Source organism: Bacillus mycoides (genome assembly GCF_018742245.1).
Classification (GTDB): Bacteria; Bacillota; Bacilli; order Bacillales; family Bacillaceae_G; genus Bacillus_A; species Bacillus_A cereus_U.
The window spans coordinates 3,631,114-3,654,949 of record NZ_CP036132.1; the positions used below are offsets into that span (position 1 = coordinate 3,631,114).

A 23,836-nucleotide genomic window follows, 5' to 3' on the forward strand; every position below is an offset into this window, starting at 1 on the left:
TTTTTCCCTGCACATAGAATTCTTTCTCTGGAGTATTCGTTTAAAGAGGGGGAATTTTAATTGAATTTTGTAATTGATAAAATAGATGGTTTACAAGTTGAATTTTCAAAACTTGTTTCCATGATGAATTACGCTCGTTACACAACGATGCAAGCGGTGGAAGGTTTAACAATTGAAGAACTTGATTATTTATATGATGATGAAGCAAATTCAATTGGCATGCTATTATATCACATGGCTGCTATTGAATTTTACTACCAAATTCATACCTTTGAAGATCGTGAACCGACAGATGCTGAATTAGAGCGGTGGTTACCTGCTGTTGAACTAGGGAATCTTGGACGTGAGAAAATAAAAGGAAACTCTATAGAATTTTACATCAATACATTACAAGAAGTACGCTCTAAAACAATTGAAACTTTTCAATCGTTACCCGATGAATGGTTATTTAAAACGACAGATTTTTGGTATGACAAACCAGCTAACAATTATTTCAAATGGTTTCACGTATTTGAAGATGAGATCAACCACCGCGGACAAATTCGTTTGATTAAGAAGATGCAAAAAGCTCATGCAGTGAAATAAGAAAGTGCCACCTTATCCGGTGGCACTTTCTTCTACCCATTCGCAAATATTTTTCCGTTTACTTTTTTAGCGACCACTGTTACCGCTATTAAAATGAATATTAAATATAACCATTTTGTCAAAAGTAACCACCCTTGAAAAATCGCTATTTCATTTATTTGTTCATAACCTTTTATTAGCAAAAACGGGATCATACTAATTATAATGACAAACTCGATACTAAAAATAATTTTCTTTTTTCGACTATACGTTTTCCACTCTTTCCAACGATACAAGGGAGCGAAAATGAATACGCCTATACATAATATAACTGGTGTCCATTCACTGTTAAGGAGTTGTCCTGAAATGATAGATAATAGTAAACAAGCGAGTACACCGTAATACCCTATTTTTTCTCTCATTCGTACTACCTCCATTCTACCCTCTCTTTAATATGTAATTCCCTATTCTTATCATGACTCTTAAAAAAATAACGACTACAATTACAAGATAAAGACCTTTCGCAGACGACATCCATTCTTGAAAAATAGGCATTTCCTCCATTTGCTTTTGCCCCTCTATTAAAATAAACCCTACGACAAATGAACAAACAACAATGATACCTATCATAATCCCAATACTTTTCTTACTATATTGTTTCATGTCATCCCAGCGATATAAAAACAAAAAGACAAACCCGAGAACAGGTATAATACTTATCCATTCATTCTTTGTAAATAGATTTAAAATGATTAATAGACTACAAGAGACGACGAATCCCCAAAAACCAATTTTTTTGTACATAGGTCCTCCTAGAATTCCATTTTTAGGATTAATTGTATTATAACATCCATTTTCCATTCTTACCATTACAGTACATGAAATTTCACTTTTTTTCTTTTTCCTATACTCACATACTTTCACTGCTTTCATACAATAAACTACACGAACGCCTAAAGGATGTGAATGTTATGGGAGTTGAATTAACGCTGTTGCACGCTCTCTATGTTCTTTGTTTACTGACTATCATTACCTTTTTTATTCTGCGAAAAGATACGACGATCATTTGTATCGTTTTTATCTTTTTGTTAGCACTTACCGCAACAAGTTCTATTCCTCTTGCCATTAGTGGTATTTTCCAAAGCTTCATTTACGCCATTACCGAACTATTACCAACTATATTAATCATCTCTATTATCGTATCGATGAGCAATCTACTCGTTCATACTGGCATAAATGATACGATGGTTTCACCATTTACAAAGATGATTCGTACACCTACACTCGCCTACTGGATTATCGGTCTATTAATGATGACAATTTCCTTCTTCTTTTGGCCCTCTCCTGCTGTCGCCTTAATGGGAGCTATTTTATTACCAGTCGCTGTACGTGTCGGCCTTCCTCCAATTGGAGTCGCAATTGCTATGAACTTATTTGGACACGGCATCGCCTTATCTGGCGACTTCGTTATTCAAGGTGCACCGAAATTAACAGCGGACGCTGCTGGTCTCCCTGTTTCCAGCGTCGTATCTGCAAGTGTTCCCCTCGTTATCGTCATGGGCGTTGTTACAACTTCTGTTGCTTTTTTCTTCTTACGAAAAGAATTTCATACAGGATTATCGTTGCAAGACTCTTCTTCATCAACTGAACCATCTAAAACTACTATTTTATTATCTCCTCGCATAAAGAAATGGCTCGCTATATGTATCCCTATCGTATATCTCATTGATATACTTTGTATGATGCAGTTTAAACTGCAAGGAAGCGGTGCTACAGCGCTAATCGGCGGCACGACAGTTATTATGATTATTATCATTTCTCTCATCGCCTACAAAGGAAATGGACTGAATAAAACGACCGATTATTTTATAGAGGGGCTCCAATTTGGATTTAAAATTTTTGGTCCAGTTATTCCAATTGCTGCACTTTTTTATTTAGGGGATAGTGGCTTTGTAAAAATTATTGGAGACTATTTACCGAAAGGTTCACATGGAATCATTAACGACTTAGGAATCGCCTTATCTCAAACTGTTCCTTTAAATCAATACGTATCCGCTGGTACATTAACTATCGTCGGTGTTATAACAGGATTAGATGGATCTGGTTTTTCAGGTATTTCACTCGCTGGTTCAATTGCCAATCTTTTCGGAACAGCACTTGGTCATGGAACAGCTACCCTAACAGCACTCGGGCAAATCGCTGCAATTTGGACCGGGGGCGGAACCTTAATTCCTTGGGCGCTTATTCCTGCCGCTGCGATTTGTAAAGTAGATCCTTTTGAACTCGCACGCCGCAATTTTTTACCAGTTGTGATTGGTTTAATTGTCACCACGATCGTTGCGATGTTTATCCTATAACGTAAGCAAATATTCTCTTGCTTACGTTTTTTCATTGTAAAATTCATCATGAATTATTGGTTTTCAAAAGGGATTCGTTATCACTTAGCGAAATTATATTAGGAGAGTATTTCTTTCAAAACGTTTACGAAAAACAGATTACTGCAATTAGAAAAGGGGACATAACTATGAATGAATTGATTTTCGTCTTATTAATTTGTCCATTACTTATCTTTATCGTTTCTGTTATTGGGACACGTAGAACGAAAACGTATTACGTAATGCCGATTGTAACGTTTGCTAGTTTTTTAATAGTAGGTGTTATCGCCTTCCATCCAAAATTTTTCTTTTGGGTTGGCATGTACAGTATCTTCTCATTTATTGTTTCTTATATGACTCTCTTGTTTGTGAGAGGGTATGAAGCTTTAGAAAGTACTAGGTAGTTATTAGTAAGGAGATTTTAATATGGTTTTCTTTGATATTGATGGGACTTTACTTGATTATGATACCGCTGAGAGTAAGGGTGTTATAGATTTCTTTCAAATATATAACACCATTTTTTCAGGTAATGAATTAAAAGCCACAAAAGTCTGGAATGCATTATCAGAAAAATATTTCAACAAATTTTTATCCAAGGAATTATCTTTTCAAGAACAACAAGGGATGCGAATGTATCATTTATTTAAAACATACGGAGTAAACTTATCACTCGAGGAATCTCAGCACAGATTCAATCAATATATAGAACTATATAAGAACAACTGGATCGCGTTTGAAGATGTACTCTGTACATTAAAAACCTTGCAGCAAAGAGGACACTCATTAGGTATCATTAGTAATGGTGACTATGAACAACAAATCGAAAAATTAACAGCTCTAAACATTCTACAATATTTCAAATATATTTTTACTTCTAGTGAAATTGGTCAAAACCAGACCCTGAAATTTTTCACAGAGCCGTATTACAATCGAATCTTGAAATGAAAGATTGCTATTATATTGGTGATCGATTAGAAACAGATGCAATTAGTAGTACAACGGCTGGAATGCATGGGATATGGTTAAACCGGAACAACTCACTGCAAAAATACGATGTGCCCATAATACGGTCTTTACGTGAATTTTTGACAATTATATAAAAAAGACGACCGCGTTCCCCCGCAGTCGTCTTTTTTCGTGTTACGCTGTGATCCAAGCTTCATTAGCTGGATTTTTACGCCACTCTTGTAATTTTTTCGTTTCAGCTTGTCCGATCATACCTTTTTCTGCTGCAACTTCAGTTAATGCACTGTAATCACTTAAAGAATATGATGCTACGTTTGCTGCTTCTAGTTTCTCTTTTCCTGACTCAAGCTCGTACGTGAAGATTGATACGATTCCTAATACTTCACAGCCAGCTTCGCGAAGTGCTTCTACACATGTAATTGCACTACCGCCAGTTGAAATTAAGTCTTCTACTACTACTACTTTTTGACCTTTTTCAGCTTTTCCTTCGATTTGGTTCCCTTTACCGTGACCTTTTGCCTTACTACGTACGTAGCACATTGGTAAATCCATACGATCGCTTACCCATGCAGCGTGCGCAATACCAGCAGTTGCTGTTCCTGCAATAACTTCTACAGTTGGGAAGTGCTCTTTAATTAACTCTTCTAATCCAGCTGCAATCGCTTGGCGTACTTTTGGATAAGATAAAGTTAAACGATTATCACAATAAATTGGTGATTTCATACCAGAAGACCAAGTGAATGGATCATTCGGTTGTAAAAATACTGCTCCAATTTCTAATAAATGCGATGCGATTTCTTTTTTCATACTGTTACACCTTCCCACTGTTGTTTTACTATTTTATACGCTTCAAGCGGATTTTCTGCTTTTGTAATACTACGTCCAACTACGATGTAGCTTGAACCAAGTTCCCTCGCACGTTTCGGTGTTGCTACGCGCACCTGGTCATTTACATCATCGCTTGCAAGACGAATCCCTGGTGTTACTGTTACCAATTCATTTCCGCATACTTCACGTAATTTTGGTACTTCAAGTGTTGAACAAACAACGCCATCAAGTCCACTTTCTTTCGTTAATTTTGCATAATGAGCAACCGCTTCTTCTAACGTTTTCTCAATACCAATCTCTTTTTTCATCATAGCTTCCGAAGTGCTTGTTAGTTGTGTAACTGCAATACAAATCGGTCTCTCTTTTCCTTCTTGCTTACCTTCCTCTAATCCCTCAATCGCAGCTTTCATCATACTACTTCCCCCAGCAGCATGAACATTTACCATATCTACATCTAGACTAGCTAGGCTACGCATAGCGCTTTTTACCGTATTCGGAATATCATGAAGTTTTAAATCTAGAAAAATCTTATGTCCTTTTTCTTTTAAGTACGTAATAATTGCAGGACCCTCTTTGTAAAATAACTCCATACCCACTTTGACAAATAACTCTTCCCCTTCAAAGTGATGTAAGAATTGTTCTACCTCTTGTTTCCCTGGAAAATCTAGTGCAACAATTAGCGACTGTGACATACTTACTTCCAGCTCCTTCCTTGACATTCCGAAATGTGATCAAATCCTAATTCATCTAGTAATGCTGGTAATTCTTCAATAATTGTCGGACATACGAACGGATCAATAAAGTTTGCCGTTCCAACTGCAACCGCGCTTGCACCAGCATAGAAGAATTCAATTACATCTTCCGCTGTTTCAATACCACCCATTCCGATAATCGGAATGTTAACCGCTTGACTTACTTCATGTACCATACGAATTGCTACTGGCTTAATCGCAGGCCCTGATAGTCCGCCCGTACGGTTTGCTAAAATTGGTTTTGCAGTTTTTAAATCTAGACGCATACCAAGCAATGTATTAATCATCGTTAAACCGTCCGCACCCGCATTTTCAATTGCTTTTGCAATTTCCACAATGTTTGCCACGTTCGGTGACAATTTCACATATACCGGTACTTCAGAAACCTCTTTTACTCGCTTCGTTAAATCAGCAGCAATTTCAGGATTTGTACCAAAAGCGATACCACCCGTTTTTACGTTTGGACAAGAAATATTTAATTCTAGCGCATGAACATTAGGTGCCTTTGAAATTGCCTTCGCAACCGCTACGTAATCCTCAGCTTGTGAACCCGCAACGTTTGCAATAATCGGAAGATCAAATTGCTCGAGAAAAGGTAATTCAGAATTCATTACTTTTTCTAATCCAGGATTTTGAAGCCCGATTGCATTTAGCATTCCGCCTGGTGTTTCAGCAACACGAGGCGTTGGGTTTCCATAACGAGGTTGTTCTGTTGTCGCTTTAATCATAATTGATCCAAGTACACTTAAATCATAGAACTGTGCATACTCACGACCAAATCCGAAGCAACCAGATGCTGGGATGATTGGATTTTTTAATGATAACCCTGGTAATTCAACTTGCAATCTGTTCATAGTACAACCTCCCCGATTGGAAATACTGGTCCGTCGCTACACACCTTCTTGTAAGAATGTCCACTCGGATCTGCTTGTAAATGGCATACACACGCGAAACATGCTCCGATGCCACAGCCCATACGTTCTTCTAATGAAATGTAGGCTTTTCTCTCCTTATAGCGTCCTTCTAATGCACGAAGCATCGCTAAAGGTCCACATGAGTAGAGAATGTCAAAGTCAATTCCATAGCTATCAATTACATCTGTTACAAACCCTTTTGTACCCTGTGTACCATCAACTGTTGCAACATACGTATCACCAAGCTCTGCGAATTTCGCTTCATAGAAGACAACATCTTTCGTTTGGAAACCTAAGATGTGAATAACACGTACCCCTTTTGCTACAAGACGCTGTGACAATTCATAGAGTGGTGGTACACCAATTCCCCCACCAACTAATAGAGCCGTTTGTCCAGATTCCGCTTCTTCTACAGGAAATCCATGCCCAAGTGGTCCTAACACATCTACAAGTTCACCTTGTTTTCTTTTCGCTAATGTTTTTGTTCCTTGTCCTTCCGCACGATATAGCATTGTAAATTCGTTCTTGTCTTGATCGACATTACAAATACTAATTGGGCGGCGCAGAAGGGGCGTAATGCCCTCTGCCACCTTAATGTGTACAAACTGCCCTGGATTGTTCATTTGCTGCACTAAATCCCCTTGAAGCACTAATTCGTAAATGTTTTTTGCAATTTCTTTTTGGTTAACGACGATCATATTTTGCTTTTGCATCATGCATGTACCACCTCGTGACGCTTCGTTTGCGTAATTTCTTTCATTGAATGAGCTGAGAATGTCATAGATTCTAATACTCTCAAGATTGCTCTCGTTGTATCAAGTGATGTTAAGCAAGCCACACCATTTTCTACTGATTCACGGCGAATGCGGAAACCATCACGCGCTGGTTGTTTTCCTTTTGTTAATGTATTGATTACAAACTGTGCTTTCCCTTGACGGATAATATCAAGTAAGTTGTAGTCTTCAGAATCAATTTTGTTTACAACTTGCACCGGAATGTTTTGTTCTGTTAGCGATTGTGCTGTTCCTGCTGTTGCTAATAAGTTATAGCCGATTTCATGGAAGCGTTTTGCAATTTCCAGCGCTTCTTCTTTATCTTTGTCCGCTACAGTGATGATTACTGATCCGTGCGTTGGAATGTTAATTCCTGAAGCAACAAGTCCTTTATATAATGCTTTTTCAAGCGTTAAATCTTTCCCCATTACTTCCCCTGTTGACTTCATTTCAGGTCCTAATGTTGTATCAACTGAGCGTAGTTTCGCAAATGAGAATACCGGTGCTTTTACATACACTTCTTTCTCTTCTGGGTGATAGCCTGTTCCATATCCTTGTTCTACAAGGTTTTGCCCTAAAATAACTTTCGTTGCGACATTCGCCATTGGTACGCCTGTAATTTTACTTAAGAATGGTACTGTACGGCTCGCACGTGGGTTTACTTCAATTACATACACTTCATCTTTGAATACTACAAACTGAATGTTTAGTAATCCAACAATGTTTAAACCTTTTCCAAGCGCAATTGTATGTTCAATAATTTGTTCTTTTAGTTTTTCAGATAAGCTCTGTGGTGGATATACTCCAATTGAATCCCCAGAGTGAACTCCAGCGCGTTCGATATGTTCCATAATACCTGGAATGAATACATTCTCACCGTCTGAAATTGCATCTACTTCAATTTCTTTACCAACCATATAACGGTCGATTAATACTGGGTGATCTGCGTGAACTTTAACCGCATTTTTCATGTAGTGCAGTAATTCTTCTTGACGATATACGATTTCCATCGCACGTCCACCTAGTACGTAAGATGGTCTTACTAATACTGGGTAACCAATTTTGTCAGCGATCGCTACTGCTTGCTCTACAGTCGTTGCTGTTTTACCAACTGGCTGCGGGATACCAAGCTTTGTTAAAGCTGCTTCAAACTTATCACGATCTTCTGCACGGTCTAAATCTTCAAGTGATGTTCCTAAGATTTTCACACCGTGTGCTTCTAATTTAGCTGCTAAGTTAATTGCCGTTTGTCCACCGAATTGGACGATAACACCTTCTGGCTTTTCTAAATCGATAATGTGCATTACATCTTCGATTGTTAATGGTTCAAAGTATAATTTGTCAGAAATACTGAAGTCTGTTGAAACTGTTTCTGGGTTGTTATTAACAATGATTGCCTCATATCCAGCTTCTTTTATTGCCCATACAGAGTGAACTGTTGCATAATCAAACTCAACACCTTGACCAATACGGATTGGACCAGATCCTAGTACAACTACACTCTTACGATCTGTTACAATCGATTCATTCTCGTCACCATATGTGCTGTAGTAGTATGGTGTTGCTGATTCAAACTCTGCCGCACAAGTATCTACCATCTTATAAACAGGCGTCATATTGCTTTCTTTACGCATATCGTAAATTTCACGCTCTGTTTTGTTCCAAGCATTGGCGATGTAATGGTCACTGAAGCCCATTTCTTTCGCAGATTGTAACACTTCCATATTTCCTACATTCGCTTTTACTTCGCGTTCCATGTTTACGATATTTTCAACTTTTTGTAAGAAGAAGAAGTCCATTTCACACCATTCGTTGATTTCTTCTTTCGTTACACCTTGACGGATCGCTTCTGCTACAACGAACAGACGCTCGTCATCAGCTTTTATAATACGCTTTTTCATCGTTTCTTTATCAAGCTCTTTTAAGTGGTCTAACTCTAGGTGATAAACGCCAAGCTCTAAAGAACGGATCGCTTTTAATAATGATTGTTCTAAGTTACGTCCGATTGACATAACTTCACCAGTTGCCTTCATTTGTGTACCAAGTGTTCTGTTTGCTGATTCAAACTTATCAAATGGCCAACGTGGAATTTTTGAAACAACATAGTCTAATGCTGGCTCGAAGCAAGCGTATGTTTTTTGTGTTACTGGGTTTACAATTTCATCTAATGTTAAACCAACTGCAATTTTCGCCGCTAGCTTCGCAATTGGATATCCAGTTGCTTTAGATGCTAGTGCAGACGAACGACTCACACGCGGGTTTACTTCGATTACATAGTATTGGAAGCTATGTGGATCAAGTGCAAGCTGAACGTTACATCCACCTTCAATTCCTAATGCACGAATAATTCTTAATGAAGTGTTTCGTAACATTTGATACTCACGGTCACTTAATGTTTGGCTCGGTGCTACAACGATAGAATCACCTGTGTGAACCCCAACCGGATCGATATTTTCCATGTTACATACTACAATCGCGTTATCATTCGAATCACGCATTACTTCATATTCAATTTCCTTACAACCAGCAATACTCTTTTCTAATAGACATTGTGTTACTGGACTATGTTTTAATCCACCTGATACGATTTCAATTAGTTCCTCTTCATTATTACAGATTCCGCCACCTGTTCCCCCCATTGTAAATGCTGGGCGAACAATAACTGGATAACCAATTTCTTTTACAAATTCATGTGCTTCTTCCAGCGTATGAATAATCGTACTAGATGGAATTGGTTCATTTAATTCCTGCATTAATGTACGGAATAAGTCACGATCCTCGGCTTGCTCGATTGCTGATAATTTTGTTCCTAAAATTTCAACTCCGCACTCTTCAAGTATGCCTGATTTCGCAAGTTCAACAGCCATATTCAGACCTGTTTGACCACCTAATGTTGGCAAGATGGCATCTGGACGTTCTTTACGAATAATACGGCTTACGAATTCTAGTGTTAATGGTTCTATATATACTTTATCTGCTGTTGCAGTATCTGTCATAATTGTTGCTGGGTTAGAGTTAACAAGGATTACTTTGTAACCTTCTTCTCTAAGAGATTGACAAGCTTGTGTACCAGAGTAATCAAACTCTGCTGCTTGCCCAATTACAATTGGTCCTGATCCGATTACTAAAATTGTGTTAATATCTAGGCGTTTTGGCATAACTCTTCCCCTTCTTTCTTGAAGTTTTCAATCATTGCTAAGAAATCTTCGAATAAATCATTTGCATCTTCTGGTCCTGCAGAAGCTTCTGGATGGTATTGCACTGTAAATGCTGGGAACTTCGTATGACGAAGACCTTCTACTGTTCCATCATTTAAAGCAACATGTGTAATTTCAAGTTCTGTATTTCCAACTGATTCTTCTTCTACTGCGTAACCATGGTTTTGAGAAGTAATTGCTACTTTTCCAGTTGCAAGATTTTTTACTGGATGATTTAAACCACGGTGACCGAATTTTAACTTACTTGTATTCGCACCAGATGCTAGCGCGAATAATTGATGTCCTAGGCAAATCCCGAATAAAGGAACTTTACCAATAATGTCTTTTAACATTTCAATTGCTTCTGGTACATCTTTTGGGTCCCCTGGTCCATTACTTAACATAATTCCATCTGGGCTAAGACGTAAAATTTCTTCTGCTGTTGTATTGTAAGGTACAACAATTACATCACAGTCACGCTTATTTAATTCTCGTAAAATACCATGTTTCATTCCGAAGTCTACAAGTACAACGCGATGACCACGGCCTGGACTTGGATATGGATCTTTTGTTGATACGCGTTTCACATGATCTGTAAAGACAGTTGCTTTCAATTGGCTAACAATGTCCTCTACATCCACATCCATATTGCAAAGACGTCCGCGTAAAGTTCCATATTGACGAATTTTTCTTGTTAATTTTCTCGTATCAATTCCTGCTAATCCTGGGATATTTCTTTCTTTCAAGTAATCATTTAACGAAATTTCATTACGGAAGTTTGATGGGTGATCACAAATTTCGTTTACGATTAAACCATTTACAGATGGGTGAATTGATTCAAAATCATCACGGTTAATGCCGTAGTTTCCGATTAATGGATACGTAAATGTTACGATTTGACCGCAGTATGATGGATCAGATAAAGTTTCTTGATATCCAGTCATCCCAGTTGTAAATACAACCTCACCTGACTTTTCGATATCTCCTCCGAAACCTTTTCCAATTAATACTGTTCCATCTTCTAAGATAAGTTGTCTTTTCATACTAATGCACTCTCCTTTTGCCATGCGATCTTACCACCAACGATTGTCATAACCGGCCAACCTTGGCATTTCCAACCTGCGAATGGTGTATTTTTTCCTTTTGATAAGAATGTTGTTGGATCAATTTCTTCTTCTTGTTCTAAATCGATAATTGTAATATCAGCTGTTCTACCTTCTGTTAGGCGCCCTGCTTCTAAACCGAATGTGTCAGCTGGTTTTTCTGTTAAGAATTGAATTAGTTGCTCTAATGTAATGATTCCTTTTTTCACAAGGTTCGTATATAAAAGCGGGAATGCTGTTTCAAAACCAGTAATTCCGAACGGTGCTCTTTCAATCCCTTGCGCTTTCTCTTCTGCAGTATGCGGTGCATGGTCAGTTGCGATCATATCAATTGTTCCATCTAATAGTCCTTCAATTAACGCTGCATGATCTTCTTTTCCTCGAAGCGGTGGATTCATTTTAAAATTAGGATCAGCCGATGGGATATCATCTTCACATAATACTAAGTGATGCGGTGTTACTTCTGCTGTCACCTTAATTCCAGCACGTTTTGCATCACGGATTACACGTACAGATCCTTTTGTGCTTACGTGACATACGTGGTAGTGACAATTTGCAGCCTCCGCAAGTAAGATGTCCCGGGCAATATGTACGGATTCACATACTGATGGGATACCGTTTAATCCGTGTTTCTCAGAAAACTTCCCTTCATGTACACATCCTTTATTAATAAGTGTGTTCTCTTCACAGTGTGCAACAACTGCCATATTTAATTTCGATGCACGCTTCATAGCAGCTAACATCATGCTTGCATCTTGCACGCCTACGCCATCATCAGTGAAAGCAAACGCTCCAAGTTCTTTTAACGTTTCAAAATCAGTCATTTCAGAACCTGCTTGACGTACTGTAATTGCTCCATATGGTAATACATTTACATGTGCTTTTTCTTTAATACGCTTTTGCAGGTCTTCCATATGTTCTTTACAATCTGGTACTGGGCGTGTGTTTGGCATTGCGCAAATTGTAGTAAATCCACCTTTTGCTGCTGCAAGTGTTCCTGTTTCAATTGTTTCTTTATGTTCACCACCTGGTTCACGAAGATGAACGTGTACATCTACTAATCCAGGTGCGATTAACTTTCCATTTACATCGATTACTTCAGCATTATCTGCCGTAATATTTTCTGCTACCTTCGCAATTTTACCGTCTTGTACGAGAAGATCTGTTGCCACGATTTTTCCTTCTTCATTCATATAACGACCATTTTTAAACAAATAATTCATGTTTCATTCCTCCTAATACATTTGGTAAGGCGCGTTTTAGTACAGCCATTCTTACGTAAACTCCATTTTCCATTTGTTTAAATATGCGTGAACGCTCACACTCAACAAGTTCACTTGCAATTTCCACATCACGGTTGAAAGGAGCTGGATGCATAATAATGCTTCCTTCTTTCATACGTTTTTCTCTTTCAACTGTTAACCCATGTTGCTCGTGATACTCTTTCATAATGTCTGTTTCATAATGGTCATGACGCTCATGTTGTACACGAAGTAACATCATCACATCCACTTCTGGAACAAGTTCATCTAAACTCTTGTACGTTCCAAATGTGTTCTCTTCATCTTTCCACTCTTCTGGGCTTGCAAAGTAAATTGTCGCGCCCAGTTTCGTTAATGCTTCTGCATTAGAACGTGCTACTCGGCTATGACGAACATCCCCAACTATTGCAATCTTCAAACCTTCAAATCTTCCAAACTCTTGTTTAATTGTTAGAAGATCGAGTAGACATTGCGTTGGATGATTTCCACATCCATCTCCAGCGTTCAAGATTGGGATATTCACCTGATCCTTTAATTCATCGAAGTAACGATCTTGCTCATGGCGGATGACTACCGCTTTTGTTCCGATTGATTCTAGTGTTCTTATCGTGTCGTATAAAGTTTCTCCTTTTTGTACGCTAGATGAATCTGCCGAAAAGTTTAACACGTCAAGTCCTAATCTCTTCTCAGCAACTTCGAAGCTAAATCTCGTTCTCGTACTATTCTCAAAGAACAAGTTCGCAACAAAAGTTTGCTCTGTTGTTTTTCTCTCTTTTCCATTCGCGAAATCTTCTGCGTCTTTTAGGATTTCTGAAATTTCTTGATCCGATAATTCACTCATCGTTAACAAATGGCTCATCGTCATCCCTCATCTTTCTGTTTTTTATGATAACATCACTGCATTTATATAACAATAACTGCATAAAAATACCCTAGCCTTTGAGACTAGGGTGCGTTAAAGTAGCCACCCTTTTCTATCTCACAGGACTGAATTAAAAGGTTATTTTTATGAAGCAATCTGCTTAGATTGTTTTGTTTTATTTGTTTGTTTTGTCTCTGGTAGTAGTAGATTTAATAGTACACCTACAATTGCTGCTAGTGCCATTCCTTCTACTTGGAACGATTCACCTACGTGTAGTACCGCCCCGCCAATACCGATGACTAGTATAACTGATGCAATCATTAAGTTTCTTTTGTCGCCTAAGTCTGTTTTATCGTCTACCATCATGCGTAAACCACTTGATGCGATTACACCGAAGAGTAAGATTGATACACCACCCATCACCGGTGTTGGAATCGAATGAATCAGTGCTGAAATCTTCCCGATAAATCCAAACATGATTGCGAACACTGCTGAACCGATGAATAAGTATACACTGTATGCTCTCGTAATTGCTAGCACACCGATGTTTTCACCGTACGTTGTATTCGGTGGTCCTCCTATTAGTGATGCGATCAATGTCGCTACCCCATCACCGAAGATTGAACGATGTAAACCTGGTTTTTCAATTAAATCTCTTTTAATAACATTTCCAAGTACAATTTGATGTCCGATATGTTCTGAAATTGTTACAAGTGCAACTGGTACCATTAAGAGTACGATTTTCCATGAAAACTCCGGAGTATATGTTACAAACGGTACTGTGAAGTCTGGTATGACAAACCATTTCGCCTCAGCTACTGGCTTTAAATCTACTAGCCCTTGGAAGTAAGCGAATATATACCCGCCGATGATTCCAAGTAGCACTGGTATGATACTGAAAAAGCCTCTCCCGAATATGGAGCAAATGATTGTAATTGCTAATGTTACTAATGCTACTGAAAAGTGTGTAATGCTATACTTACCATCCGCACCGTTCATCGCCATGTTCACCGCTGTATGTGCTAAAGCTAAACCGATTACCATTACGACTGGCCCAACTACGATTGGCGGAAGTAATTTCATAATCCATTCTGACCCAGATTTCTTAATTCCGAGTGAGATTAAGATGTACACAAGTCCCGCAAGCATTCCTCCAAGCATCGCTGCTCCAGGTCCACCTGCTGTTTTCGCTGTAATAATTGGTGCAATAAAGGCGAATGATGATCCTAAATATGCTGGTACTTGACCTTTCGTTATTAGAAGAAACGCTAGCGTTCCTAATCCACTTGATATTAAAGCTACTGATGGATTCAGTCCTGTTAAAAACGGAACAAGCACTGTTGATCCAAACATCGCGAACAAATGTTGTATACTTAATAATAACCATTTTCCCGGTTTCGGTACTTCATGAATGTCTAACACTGGCTTTTGCTCCATTGTTACATCCTCCTTCAGTTTTGATTTTTGCAATAAAAAAACTCTTTGTGCCTGTGCACAAAGAGTCCTACACTTTCGTATGCCAAATTTGACATATGAAAGCCAAGACCCTTTGGCAGCCTCACAGGACTACATTTAAAAGGGCTTTACTTATCGTATATGCTTACTCGATCTTGTTGATCTGTCTCTTGCAAATCAACTTCGATACGCTCTTCACTAGATGTTGGAATGTTCTTTCCTACATAATCAGCGCGAATTGGTAATTCACGATGACCTCTATCAACAAGAACAGCCAATTGGATTTGTGATGGTCTACCTAAATCCATAAGAGCATCCATTGCTGCTCGAACTGTTCTTCCTGTATATAACACATCATCCACAAGGATAACTTTTTTCTTCGTAATATCTACAGGAATATCAGAACCTTTTACAAGTGGTTCTTTATGTTTCGATTGTAGTGTTAAATCATCACGATATAACGTAATATCTAACTCTCCTACTTCCATCTCTTTTCCTTCAATTTGACCAATTCGTTCTGCCAAACGTTGTGCAATAAAAATTCCACGTGTTTTTATTCCGACAAGAACACAATTATCGACACCTTTATTTCGTTCCACGATTTCATGACTAATTCGTGTTAAAGCGCGGCGAATCATTTGGTCATCTAAAACTACAGCTTTCTCTTGCATGCTCTACACCTCCAAGCTTTTTTTCTTGCGTGAGAGTAATGGTATAAAAAAAGTCCTCTCAGCGTGTGCGAGAGGACTTTTGAAAAAAGGGTACAACATACCCTAAGTATTTCAAACCGTTACCTTCTCAACCTCACGGGGCTGTGTTAAAGGATCATTATTTAACTGTTGTCAGTATCTCAGTTTTCTTATGATTTGTCAATACTATTTCCGTAAAATATTTAGCGCTTCTTCAAACACTTCTGGAATCGGTGCCTCAAACTCAATATATTCACCAGTACGAGGGTGATCGAAACCTAAAATCCCTGCATGAAGTGCTTGTCCATTCATATCTAATGTTTTCTTCGGACCATACTTTGGATCCCCTGCAAGTGGATAACCAATATATTTCATATGAACACGAATTTGGTGTGTACGTCCCGTTTCTAAGCGACATTCTACAAGTGTGAAATCCTTAAATCGCTCTAACACTTGGAAATGTGTAACAGCATTCTTACCATTTTCATCAACGGTCATACTTTGACGTTCTTTTTTATCACGACCAATTGGAGCATCAATTGTTCCTTTATCATGTGGAATTACACCATGTACAATCGCTTTGTAGCGTCTTGTTACCGTTTTTGCTACAAGTTGATTTACAAGTGATTCGTGCGCCACATCATTTTTAGCAACCATTAATAATCCAGATGTATCCTTATCAATACGGTGTACTATACCAGGACGCATTACACCGTTAATACCTGATAGGTCTGTACAATGATGCATAAGTCCGTTTACAAGCGTACCTTTCGTATGCCCTGGTGCTGGATGTACTACCATGCCACGCGGCTTATTTACAACTAGTACATCGGCATCTTCATAATAAACTTCTAAATTCATATCTTCCGGTTGAATATCTAACTCTTCTGGCTCGGGAATTGTTACTGTAATTTCATCATTTCCTTTTACTTTATAATTCCCTTTAACTGATTTCCCATTTACTGTCACAACAGCATCTTTAATCCATTGCTGCACTTGTGAACGTGACCATTCACTGTTTATTTCTGCAACGAATTTATCAATTCGCTCGCTTTTTTGTTCTTCTGCAACTGTTACTTGTACTACTTCACTCATTCAATTACTCCTTCGTTTTCTTTCCTTCTAATACTGTTTGAATAATAATTAATACAACTCCAATACATAATGCTGAGTCAGCTATATTGAATACTGGATAGTTGTACGAGAAAATATACACGTGAATGAAATCCACTACTTCTTGTCTAAATACACGATCAATAAAATTGCCAATTGCTCCGCCTAAAATTAGACCTAATGAAATACCTAGAAGCTTGTCCGTTTTCGCATATTTTTTCATATAAAATACGATAAATACTACGAAAATGACTGTAATAATGTAGAAAAACCACATTTTATTTTCTAAAATACCCCAGGCAGCTCCTCTATTTCGATGTGATGTTATGTATAATACATTATCGATAATCGGAATGCTCGTACCCAATTCCATGTTCTTTACAATTAGCCACTTCGATATTTGATCGATGGCAATGACAAATAACGCTATTACATAATATATCATTTTCATTTCCCCCACAAAGACAGTGTACCTCAAAATTTTAGCATAGCTGCTATCTTTTCACAATGAACCTTTACGGAAGAATAAAATAAATTGAAAAAAGGTAACATAATATCGTTGTGCGCACTCATACATTTACCTTTTCATAGAAAAATTCATGAATAGTACGAGCAGTCGGCATTGTTTTCATTTGTTTTGTAGGAATCGCTCTCCCAGTTTCTTCACAAATACCGTACATGTCTATTTCCATTTTAAACAATGCACGTTCTACATCTTTTAAATCCTCTTTTATATCATGTAATAGCAATTTTTTCTTTGTCTCTTCCTTTATTTCGTATCCAAGTTCTTGCCCAAATTCCATATAGTATGTGTGCATTACTTCTTTCGCCAGTCTATCTTGCAACTCTTTTCTCATCAATTGCAATTCTTCTTTTATTTCCATATAAATTTCATTCACGTGTACATTCCTCCCAGCTGCAATGTACAATTAGTGTGTCCGAAATTTCCACGCTTACCTCACACACATTTTTCCTTCATAGGAAAGAGAGTGAAAGTTATTTCGATATATCATCAACAAAAAACTGACTGCTATTATGAGCAGTCAGTTTTTCTATTATTTTACATAATTTTCTTTAACAACCGTTGCACAACGCTCACATAATGTTTCATGTTCCGCATCTTTACCAATTGTTTCTGAAACAACCCAACAACGTTCACATGTGTCACCCGTTGCCTGAGCTACAACAACCGCTGTATGCTCATACTTAGGCGCATCTGCTGGCGCTTCTTCTATCATACCACCAAGTTTATACTCAGAAACGATAAATAGTTGCTTTAAGTCTTCACTAATAGACTCTAACATAGCTTTCATTTCTGCAGTCGGATATAGTGTAATACTTGCATTTAATGACTTACCAATTACTTTTTCATTACGAGCGACTTCTAACGCTTTTAATACGTCATCACGTAACGTCATAAATGCATCCCATTTTGTTTTTAACGCTTCAGCACCATCTACTTCTACAACTTCTGGCATATTAGTTAACTGTACGCTCTCTTCTTCTGCACCAGGAACATAAGGCCATACTTCATCAGCTGTATGAGGTAAGATTGGTGTTACAAGTTTTGTTAATGCAACAAGAACATCATATAATACTGTTTGAATTGCGCGGCGATCTTGGTGATTTGCACCTTCAATATATAAAATGTCTTTCGCAAAGTCTAAATAGAATGAACTTAAATCAATTGTACAGAAGTTATGGATTGCATGATATACTGCTGCAAAGTCATATGCTTCATATGCTTCTTTCACTTTTGTAATTAAGTCATTTAATTTTACTAACATGTAACGGTCCACTTCACGAAGCTCAGCTGCCGCCACTTTATTTTCACCTGGATTAAAGTCATCTAAGTTTCCTAATAAGAAACGGAATGTATTACGGATTTTACGATATACTTCTGCTACTTGTTTTAAAATATCATCTGAAATACGTACATCAGATTGATAGTCAACAGAAGAAACCCATAAGCGTAAAATATCTCCGCCTAATTGATCCATAATTTTCTTCGGTACGACGATGTTTCCAATCGACTTACTCATTTTACGTCCGTCACCATCTAGTACGAAACCGTGGCTTAGAACACCTTTATACGGTGCTTTACCTGTTACAGCAACTGCTGTTGATAATGAAGAGTTAAACCAACCACGATATTGGTCAGATCCTTCTAAATATAAATCTGCTGGACGTTGTAAATCATCACGCTCTTCTAATACCGCTTGGTGAGAAGAACCTGAATCAAACCATACATCCATAATGTCTGTTTCTTTACGGAATTCACCATTTGGGCTACCTGGATGTGTAAATCCTTCTGGTAATAGATCTTTCGCTTCACGCTCGAACCATACGTTAGAACCGTGTTCACGGAATAAATCTGCTACATTGCTAATTGTTTCATCTGTAATAATTGGGTCTCCATTTTCCGCATAAAATACTGGAATTGGTACACCCCATGCACGTTGACGAGAAATACACCAATCACCACGGTCACGAACCATATTATGAAGACGAGTCTCACCCCATGCTGGCACCCATTTCGTTTCTTCAACAGCTTGTAATAATTCTTTACGGAACGCTTCAATAGATGCAAACCACTGTGCTGTTGCACGGAAAATAATTGGTTTTTTCGTTCTCCAATCATGTGGGTATGAATGCGTAATAAATGTTAATTTTAGTAACGCGCCTACCTCTTCTAATTTTTCCGTAATTGGTTTATTAGCTTTATCATAGAATAGACCTTCAAATCCAGGTGCTTCATTTGTTAACACACCTTTGTCATCAACTGGACAAAGAACTTCTAAACCATATTTCTTACCAACAAGGAAATCGTCTTCCCCGTGTCCTGGTGCTGTATGAACACAACCTGTACCAGCATCTGTTGTAACGTGGTCACCTAGCATAACTAAAGAATCACGATCGTAGAATGGGTGTTTTGCAACTGTATACTCAAGTTCGCTACCTTTTACCGTTTTCACAACTTCAGCATTTTCCCACTCTAACGTTTTTTCAACTGTCTCAAATAGTTCAGAAGCAATAATATATTTCTCATCATTTACGTTCACAATAGCATATTCAAGTTCTGGATGAACAGAAATACCTAAGTTTGCAGGTAACGTCCAAGGTGTTGTTGTCCAAATAATGAACTTCTCATCACCTTCTAATACGTTCTTTCCGTCTTTTACAGGGAATGCTACGTAAATAGACGCTGATTTTTTATCTTGGTATTCAATTTCAGCTTCTGCTAAAGCAGATTCACTTGTTGGAGACCAATAAACAGGTTTCTGACCTTTATAGATATAACCTTTTTTCGCCATGTCACCAAACACTTTAATTTGCTGTGCTTCATAAGCAGGCTCTAAAGTAATGTATGGATTATCCCAATCTGCACGTACACCTAAACGCTTAAATTGTTCACGTTGACGTTCTACTTGTTCATATGCATACTCTGCGCATAACTTACGGAACTCAGCAACTGTCATTTCTTTACGTTTTACACCTTTATTAGTTAAAGCTTGTTCAATCGGTAAACCGTGTGTATCCCAACCTGGTACATATGGTGCACAGTATCCAGTCATTGATTTATAGCGAACAATAAAGTCCTTTAATACTTTATTTAATGCATGTCCCATATGAATGTCACCATTTGCATATGGAGGTCCATCATGTAGTACAAATAAAGGACGACCTTTCGTATGTTCTTGTACCTTTTCATAAATATTCACTTCAGCCCATTTTTCTTGCATTGCAGGCTCACGTTTCGGTAAATTCCCACGCATCGGGAATTCTGTTTTTGGCATTAGTAATGTATTTTTGTACTCCATGCTCAATTCCTCCTTAAATATATAAACGACAGACCTTAAAAAAGGGAATAAAAAAGAGACCTCTCATCCCCAAAAAGGGACGAGAAAGTCTCCCGCGGTACCACCCTAGTAGACCATATACAAATGCATAAGGTCCTCTTTATATTCTTAACGCGAATATACGCCTACGCTTACTAAATTTGTTCAGCGCGGAACTCCAGGGTGATATTCCCATTATCTCCTTATCCTGAGCTTACACTATCCTCAGTTCGCTATATAAGGTATGAAAAAGGTACTTATCCCTATCTTCGTTTTTCTTAATAAATATGCTGTTTAAAATTATATGTAATAATGAGAAAAACGTCAAGCTTACACTGTTTCTTCTTTTTTCAACAGTTCGTCCACTTCGTCTTCTAACTCAATTAATTTGTCCCAATCATCGTTGCTTAACATTTCAAGCTGTGTTTCTAACAACATACGGAAACGAGTGCGGAATACTTTCGCTTGTTTCTTTAACTCTTCAATATCAAATGCAACTTTTCTTGATTTTACTAATGCTTCGTTAATGATACGATCTGCATTTTTTTCTGCTTCACGTACAATTAATTTTGCTTCTTTTTGTGCATTACGCTTCACTTCTTCAGCAGCTTCTTGTGCGACAATGATAGATTTGTTCAGTGTATCTTCAATATTAGAAAAATGATCTAACTTTCCTTCTAATTGTGCAACCTTTTCTTCTAAAGCTTTTTTCTCACGAATGACTAATTCATAATCTTTGATGATTTGATCAAGAAACTCATTTACTTGATCTTCATCGTAGCCACGAAATCCGCGACCAAATTCTTTGTTATGAATATCTAATGGTGTTAACGGCACAACGCCACCTCCAAGTAATTATCTAAATTTCCTCTTTCAATTATATCTTTTCTTCGACAAAATAAGAGAATTTCCTTCTAAAAAACCAATCATTTTAGTATACCATACAAAACTCTCCATTTGTCGCGCTTCGTTTTACCTTCTACAGAAAATAATTTACTTCGTCCATACCCTCTAACCGAGAAAACATCCCCCGGAAAACATTCATACGAAGTTTGCTCTACTGTTTTCCAATTGACTTTTACTAGGCCACCTTTTATAAGAGGCTGTACTTTCTGCCTAGATATATGCAGCATTTCAGCTAATAAAACATCTAGACGAAGTGACGAAACTGTTCCAGATTTTTCTCCCCACTTTTCACCTACACGCAAAACTTTCTCTACTTGTATAGGAGAGAGTGTGACTTTCATTTTCCCTATTGATTGTAAGTTCATTTCAATATAGGATACAACTTCTTTCGCAACTGCAATTTGGGCACGATCTTCTTGAAGCAAAATATCACCACATTTGTCCCTTGTTAAACCAAGTGACATGAATGCACCTAATATTTGCCTATGTTCTAGCGTGAAAAACTTGGAAGGATAGTCAATTTCTAATACTTCTACTTGAAATTCCTCTTCATTTAATTCTAGATAATCTGGATAAATTAGTGCTCTTTTTCGTTCGGCTTCAGGCATCGCACCATCAAACCGTACAGCTACATCTCCTTGCCCTATTACCATAGAAACAATTTGTTGCTGTCTTGGATCAAGAAAATCTGTTAACTTGACTTGATGGTACTCAGCAGCCTGTTTCCACTCTATTACTTTATCCACAAAGACCTCTTCATCAGGTCTAAAATGCTCGTAGATGCTCATGTATGTAGCCTTTCGCTAAACAAAATAAAAAAACAAACTTGTCAATCCTCTACTAGCGAGATTCAATGTGAAAATCGCAACAAGTGGAGAAATATCAATCATACCAAGCGGTGGAATAAATTTCCTAAAAGGCTCTAAATAAGGTTCGCAAATGCGTGCAAGAAAATCACCAAATTTTGATTCTCTTGCACCTGGGAACCAAGACAAAAGAATATAAATGATAAGCGCATAGGAATAAATTTGAATAGCAGACTGCAATACTTGTACAACTGTTGTCATGGCGTATTACCACCTCTTTATATTTGTCTCTTCTTCTTCACCGAATAACTCTGAAATCGCACCAACGATATCAACATTTTCAGGTGTACACATAAATGTTTTCGGGCCTATTTTTTGAATATCCCCGCCTATAGCGTATACAGTACCACTTAAAAAGTCAACGATACGTACAGCTTGATCTGTAGACATTCTTTGCAAATTAATTACAACAGCTCGTCTACCTTTTAAGTGATCCGAAATGCCTTGCGCTTCCGAATATGTGCGTGGTTCTAGTAAAACAACTTTTGAAGATTGCTTCGCTGTTTCAATACTCACTACATTTTGCTTCGGTTGCACTTTCGCAAACGGAACATCTTGTTGTTCTGGGGGATCTTGTTGTTTTTTCATGTCTGTTTGCTCCTTTTCATAACTATATTGAGCTGCTTCTTTTTCTTCTGGTGTGTCAAAAAAGAAGTATTTTACTTTTGACCAACTCATAATAACTTTCTCCTTCCTCTTACGCTTTTCCTACTAAAACCGTTCCCAAACGAATATATGTAGCGCCTTCCTCAATTGCAATCGTGTAATCATTTGACATTCCCATTGATAATTCTTTACATGGTGCATGTAATAATTCTAGCTCCTGCACCTCTGTTTGTAGCATGCGTAATTCCTTAAAGCAGCGACGAATCTCTTCCTCTTCTCCTGTAAACGGGGCCATTGTCATTAATCCTACCACTTCAATCTTATCCAATTCTTGCAAACTTTGAATAAAAGAAATTGTTTCTTCTATCGCCAATCCTTGCTTTGATTCTTCAGATGATGTTTTCACTTGAATAAAGCATTTAACTTTCTTATCAGCACGTTTTTGAATTTCTTTTGCAAGCGAAAGACGATCTAATGAATGTAAATAATCAATCTCATTAATGATTTCTTTTACTTTTCTCGTTTGCAATGAGCCAATAAAATGCCAATTCACTTTTGAACCGAAATGCTCGTATTTTTGTAAGAAACCTTCATTTCTATTTTCACCTAAGTCAATAATTCCTGCTTCAATTACTTCGCTTGTTTTTTCAATTCCTACAGTTTTTGTAACTGCAACGAGCTTAATATCTTTCGTCGAACGTCCAGCTCGTGCACAAGATTCTTTAATTGCTTCGTTTACATCTGCTAAATTCCCTTGCACTGTCAC

Annotated in this window: 24 protein-coding genes, 1 pseudogene and 1 other annotated feature; of the genes and pseudogenes, 4 read left to right on the forward strand and 21 right to left on the reverse strand. The window is 37.7% G+C overall.

Going from position 1 to position 23,836, the window contains the following annotated elements; genetic code table 11:
* Positions 1–60 precede the first annotated feature (60 nt).
* Positions 61–585, forward strand: coding sequence for a DinB family protein (locus EXW56_RS18425; RefSeq protein ID WP_002199527.1), 525 nt, complete (start codon positions 61–63; stop codon positions 583–585).
* A gap of 32 nt (positions 586–617) precedes the next feature.
* Here EXW56_RS18425 and EXW56_RS18430 read toward each other — a convergent pair whose 3' ends face one another.
* Positions 618–986: a YoqO family protein gene (locus tag EXW56_RS18430; protein WP_002199526.1), complete on the reverse strand. Its 369-nt coding sequence runs from the start codon at positions 984–986 to the stop codon at positions 618–620.
* Positions 987–1,002: 16 nt separating this feature from the next.
* Positions 1,003–1,434, reverse strand: a complete 432-nt coding sequence (locus EXW56_RS18435) for a YoqO family protein (RefSeq protein WP_176555914.1) — start codon at positions 1,432–1,434, stop codon at positions 1,003–1,005.
* A 101-nt stretch (positions 1,435–1,535) separates the two neighbouring features.
* Here EXW56_RS18435 and EXW56_RS18440 point away from each other — a divergent pair, with 101 nt between their 5' ends.
* From EXW56_RS18440 to EXW56_RS18450, 3 genes and pseudogenes are all read left to right on the forward strand, one after another.
* Positions 1,536–2,921, forward strand: a complete 1,386-nt coding sequence (locus EXW56_RS18440; RefSeq protein ID WP_002199524.1) for a hypothetical protein — start codon at positions 1,536–1,538, stop codon at positions 2,919–2,921.
* Between the two features lie 167 nt (positions 2,922–3,088).
* Positions 3,089–3,343, forward strand: a complete 255-nt coding sequence (locus EXW56_RS18445; protein ID WP_002199523.1) for a YbeF family protein — start codon at positions 3,089–3,091, stop codon at positions 3,341–3,343.
* A 22-nt stretch (positions 3,344–3,365) separates the two neighbouring features.
* Positions 3,366–4,039, forward strand: a pseudogene (locus EXW56_RS18450) (HAD family hydrolase).
* Positions 4,040–4,079: 40 nt separating this feature from the next.
* On the opposite strand, the gene pyrE reads toward EXW56_RS18450, so the two are convergent.
* From pyrE to EXW56_RS18545, 19 genes are all read right to left on the reverse strand, one after another.
* Positions 4,080–4,712 carry an orotate phosphoribosyltransferase gene (gene pyrE / locus EXW56_RS18455; protein ID WP_000711457.1) on the reverse strand — a complete coding sequence of 211 codons (633 nt, stop codon included), beginning with the start codon at positions 4,710–4,712 and terminating at the stop codon, positions 4,080–4,082.
* Positions 4,709–5,425, reverse strand: coding sequence for an orotidine-5'-phosphate decarboxylase (pyrF, locus tag EXW56_RS18460; RefSeq protein WP_002199520.1), 717 nt, complete (start codon positions 5,423–5,425; stop codon positions 4,709–4,711). The genes pyrE and pyrF overlap by 4 nt, the downstream gene beginning before the upstream one ends.
* 2 nt (positions 5,426–5,427) lie before the next feature.
* On the reverse strand, positions 5,428–6,339 hold the full coding sequence (gene pyrD, locus EXW56_RS18465; protein WP_002111413.1) for a dihydroorotate oxidase B catalytic subunit: 912 nt from the start codon (positions 6,337–6,339) through the stop codon (positions 5,428–5,430).
* The gene (gene pyrK / locus EXW56_RS18470) at positions 6,336–7,115 is read right to left on the reverse strand and encodes a dihydroorotate oxidase B electron transfer subunit (protein ID WP_002199519.1); all 780 of its coding nucleotides are present in this window, start codon (positions 7,113–7,115) and stop codon (positions 6,336–6,338) included. The genes pyrD and pyrK overlap by 4 nt, the downstream gene beginning before the upstream one ends.
* Positions 7,112–10,330: a carbamoyl-phosphate synthase large subunit gene (carB, locus tag EXW56_RS18475; protein WP_002111415.1), complete on the reverse strand. Its 3,219-nt coding sequence runs from the start codon at positions 10,328–10,330 to the stop codon at positions 7,112–7,114. Before carB ends, pyrK begins: the two co-directional genes overlap by 4 nt.
* Positions 10,315–11,412, reverse strand: coding sequence for a carbamoyl phosphate synthase small subunit (locus EXW56_RS18480; RefSeq protein WP_215596840.1), 1,098 nt, complete (start codon positions 11,410–11,412; stop codon positions 10,315–10,317). The genes carB and EXW56_RS18480 overlap by 16 nt, the downstream gene beginning before the upstream one ends.
* The gene (pyrC, locus tag EXW56_RS18485; protein WP_002121864.1) at positions 11,409–12,695 is read right to left on the reverse strand and encodes a dihydroorotase; all 1,287 of its coding nucleotides are present in this window, start codon (positions 12,693–12,695) and stop codon (positions 11,409–11,411) included. Before pyrC ends, EXW56_RS18480 begins: the two co-directional genes overlap by 4 nt.
* The gene (pyrB, locus tag EXW56_RS18490) at positions 12,679–13,593 is read right to left on the reverse strand and encodes an aspartate carbamoyltransferase (RefSeq protein ID WP_002199517.1); all 915 of its coding nucleotides are present in this window, start codon (positions 13,591–13,593) and stop codon (positions 12,679–12,681) included. Before pyrB ends, pyrC begins: the two co-directional genes overlap by 17 nt.
* A 147-nt stretch (positions 13,594–13,740) precedes the next feature.
* Positions 13,741–15,033 carry a uracil permease gene (uraA, locus tag EXW56_RS18495; RefSeq protein ID WP_002199516.1) on the reverse strand — a complete coding sequence of 431 codons (1,293 nt, stop codon included), beginning with the start codon at positions 15,031–15,033 and terminating at the stop codon, positions 13,741–13,743.
* Positions 15,034–15,179: 146 nt separating this feature from the next.
* Positions 15,180–15,722, reverse strand: coding sequence for a bifunctional pyrimidine operon transcriptional regulator/uracil phosphoribosyltransferase (gene pyrR, locus EXW56_RS18500; RefSeq protein ID WP_001156489.1), 543 nt, complete (start codon positions 15,720–15,722; stop codon positions 15,180–15,182).
* Positions 15,723–15,926: 204 nt separating this feature from the next.
* Positions 15,927–16,835, reverse strand: a complete 909-nt coding sequence (locus tag EXW56_RS18505; RefSeq protein ID WP_002111420.1) for an RluA family pseudouridine synthase — start codon at positions 16,833–16,835, stop codon at positions 15,927–15,929.
* Positions 16,836–16,839: 4 nt separating this feature from the next.
* Positions 16,840–17,298: a lipoprotein signal peptidase LspA gene (lspA, locus tag EXW56_RS18510; RefSeq protein ID WP_002111421.1), complete on the reverse strand. Its 459-nt coding sequence runs from the start codon at positions 17,296–17,298 to the stop codon at positions 16,840–16,842.
* Positions 17,299–17,422: 124 nt separating this feature from the next.
* Positions 17,423–17,752: a TraR/DksA C4-type zinc finger protein gene (locus EXW56_RS18515; RefSeq protein ID WP_002111422.1), complete on the reverse strand. Its 330-nt coding sequence runs from the start codon at positions 17,750–17,752 to the stop codon at positions 17,423–17,425.
* A gap of 156 nt (positions 17,753–17,908) precedes the next feature.
* Positions 17,909–20,674: an isoleucine--tRNA ligase gene (ileS2, locus tag EXW56_RS18520; RefSeq protein WP_199659884.1), complete on the reverse strand. Its 2,766-nt coding sequence runs from the start codon at positions 20,672–20,674 to the stop codon at positions 17,909–17,911.
* A 72-nt stretch (positions 20,675–20,746) separates the two neighbouring features.
* Positions 20,747–20,971 (reverse strand) — a binding site (T-box leader).
* Between the two features lie 51 nt (positions 20,972–21,022).
* A complete protein-coding gene (gene divIVA, locus EXW56_RS18525; RefSeq protein WP_002088249.1) occupies positions 21,023–21,529 on the reverse strand; it encodes a septum site-determining protein DivIVA in 507 nt (168 codons plus the stop codon).
* Positions 21,530–21,618: 89 nt separating this feature from the next.
* A complete protein-coding gene (locus EXW56_RS18530; protein WP_215557390.1) occupies positions 21,619–22,386 on the reverse strand; it encodes a YlmH family RNA-binding protein in 768 nt (255 codons plus the stop codon).
* Positions 22,387–22,401: 15 nt separating this feature from the next.
* A complete protein-coding gene (locus EXW56_RS18535; protein WP_002111425.1) occupies positions 22,402–22,665 on the reverse strand; it encodes a YggT family protein in 264 nt (87 codons plus the stop codon).
* A 6-nt stretch (positions 22,666–22,671) separates the two neighbouring features.
* Positions 22,672–23,142: a cell division protein SepF gene (locus EXW56_RS18540; protein ID WP_002014721.1), complete on the reverse strand. Its 471-nt coding sequence runs from the start codon at positions 23,140–23,142 to the stop codon at positions 22,672–22,674.
* Between the two features lie 19 nt (positions 23,143–23,161).
* On the reverse strand, positions 23,162–23,836 hold the full coding sequence (locus EXW56_RS18545) for a YggS family pyridoxal phosphate-dependent enzyme (protein ID WP_002111427.1): 675 nt from the start codon (positions 23,834–23,836) through the stop codon (positions 23,162–23,164).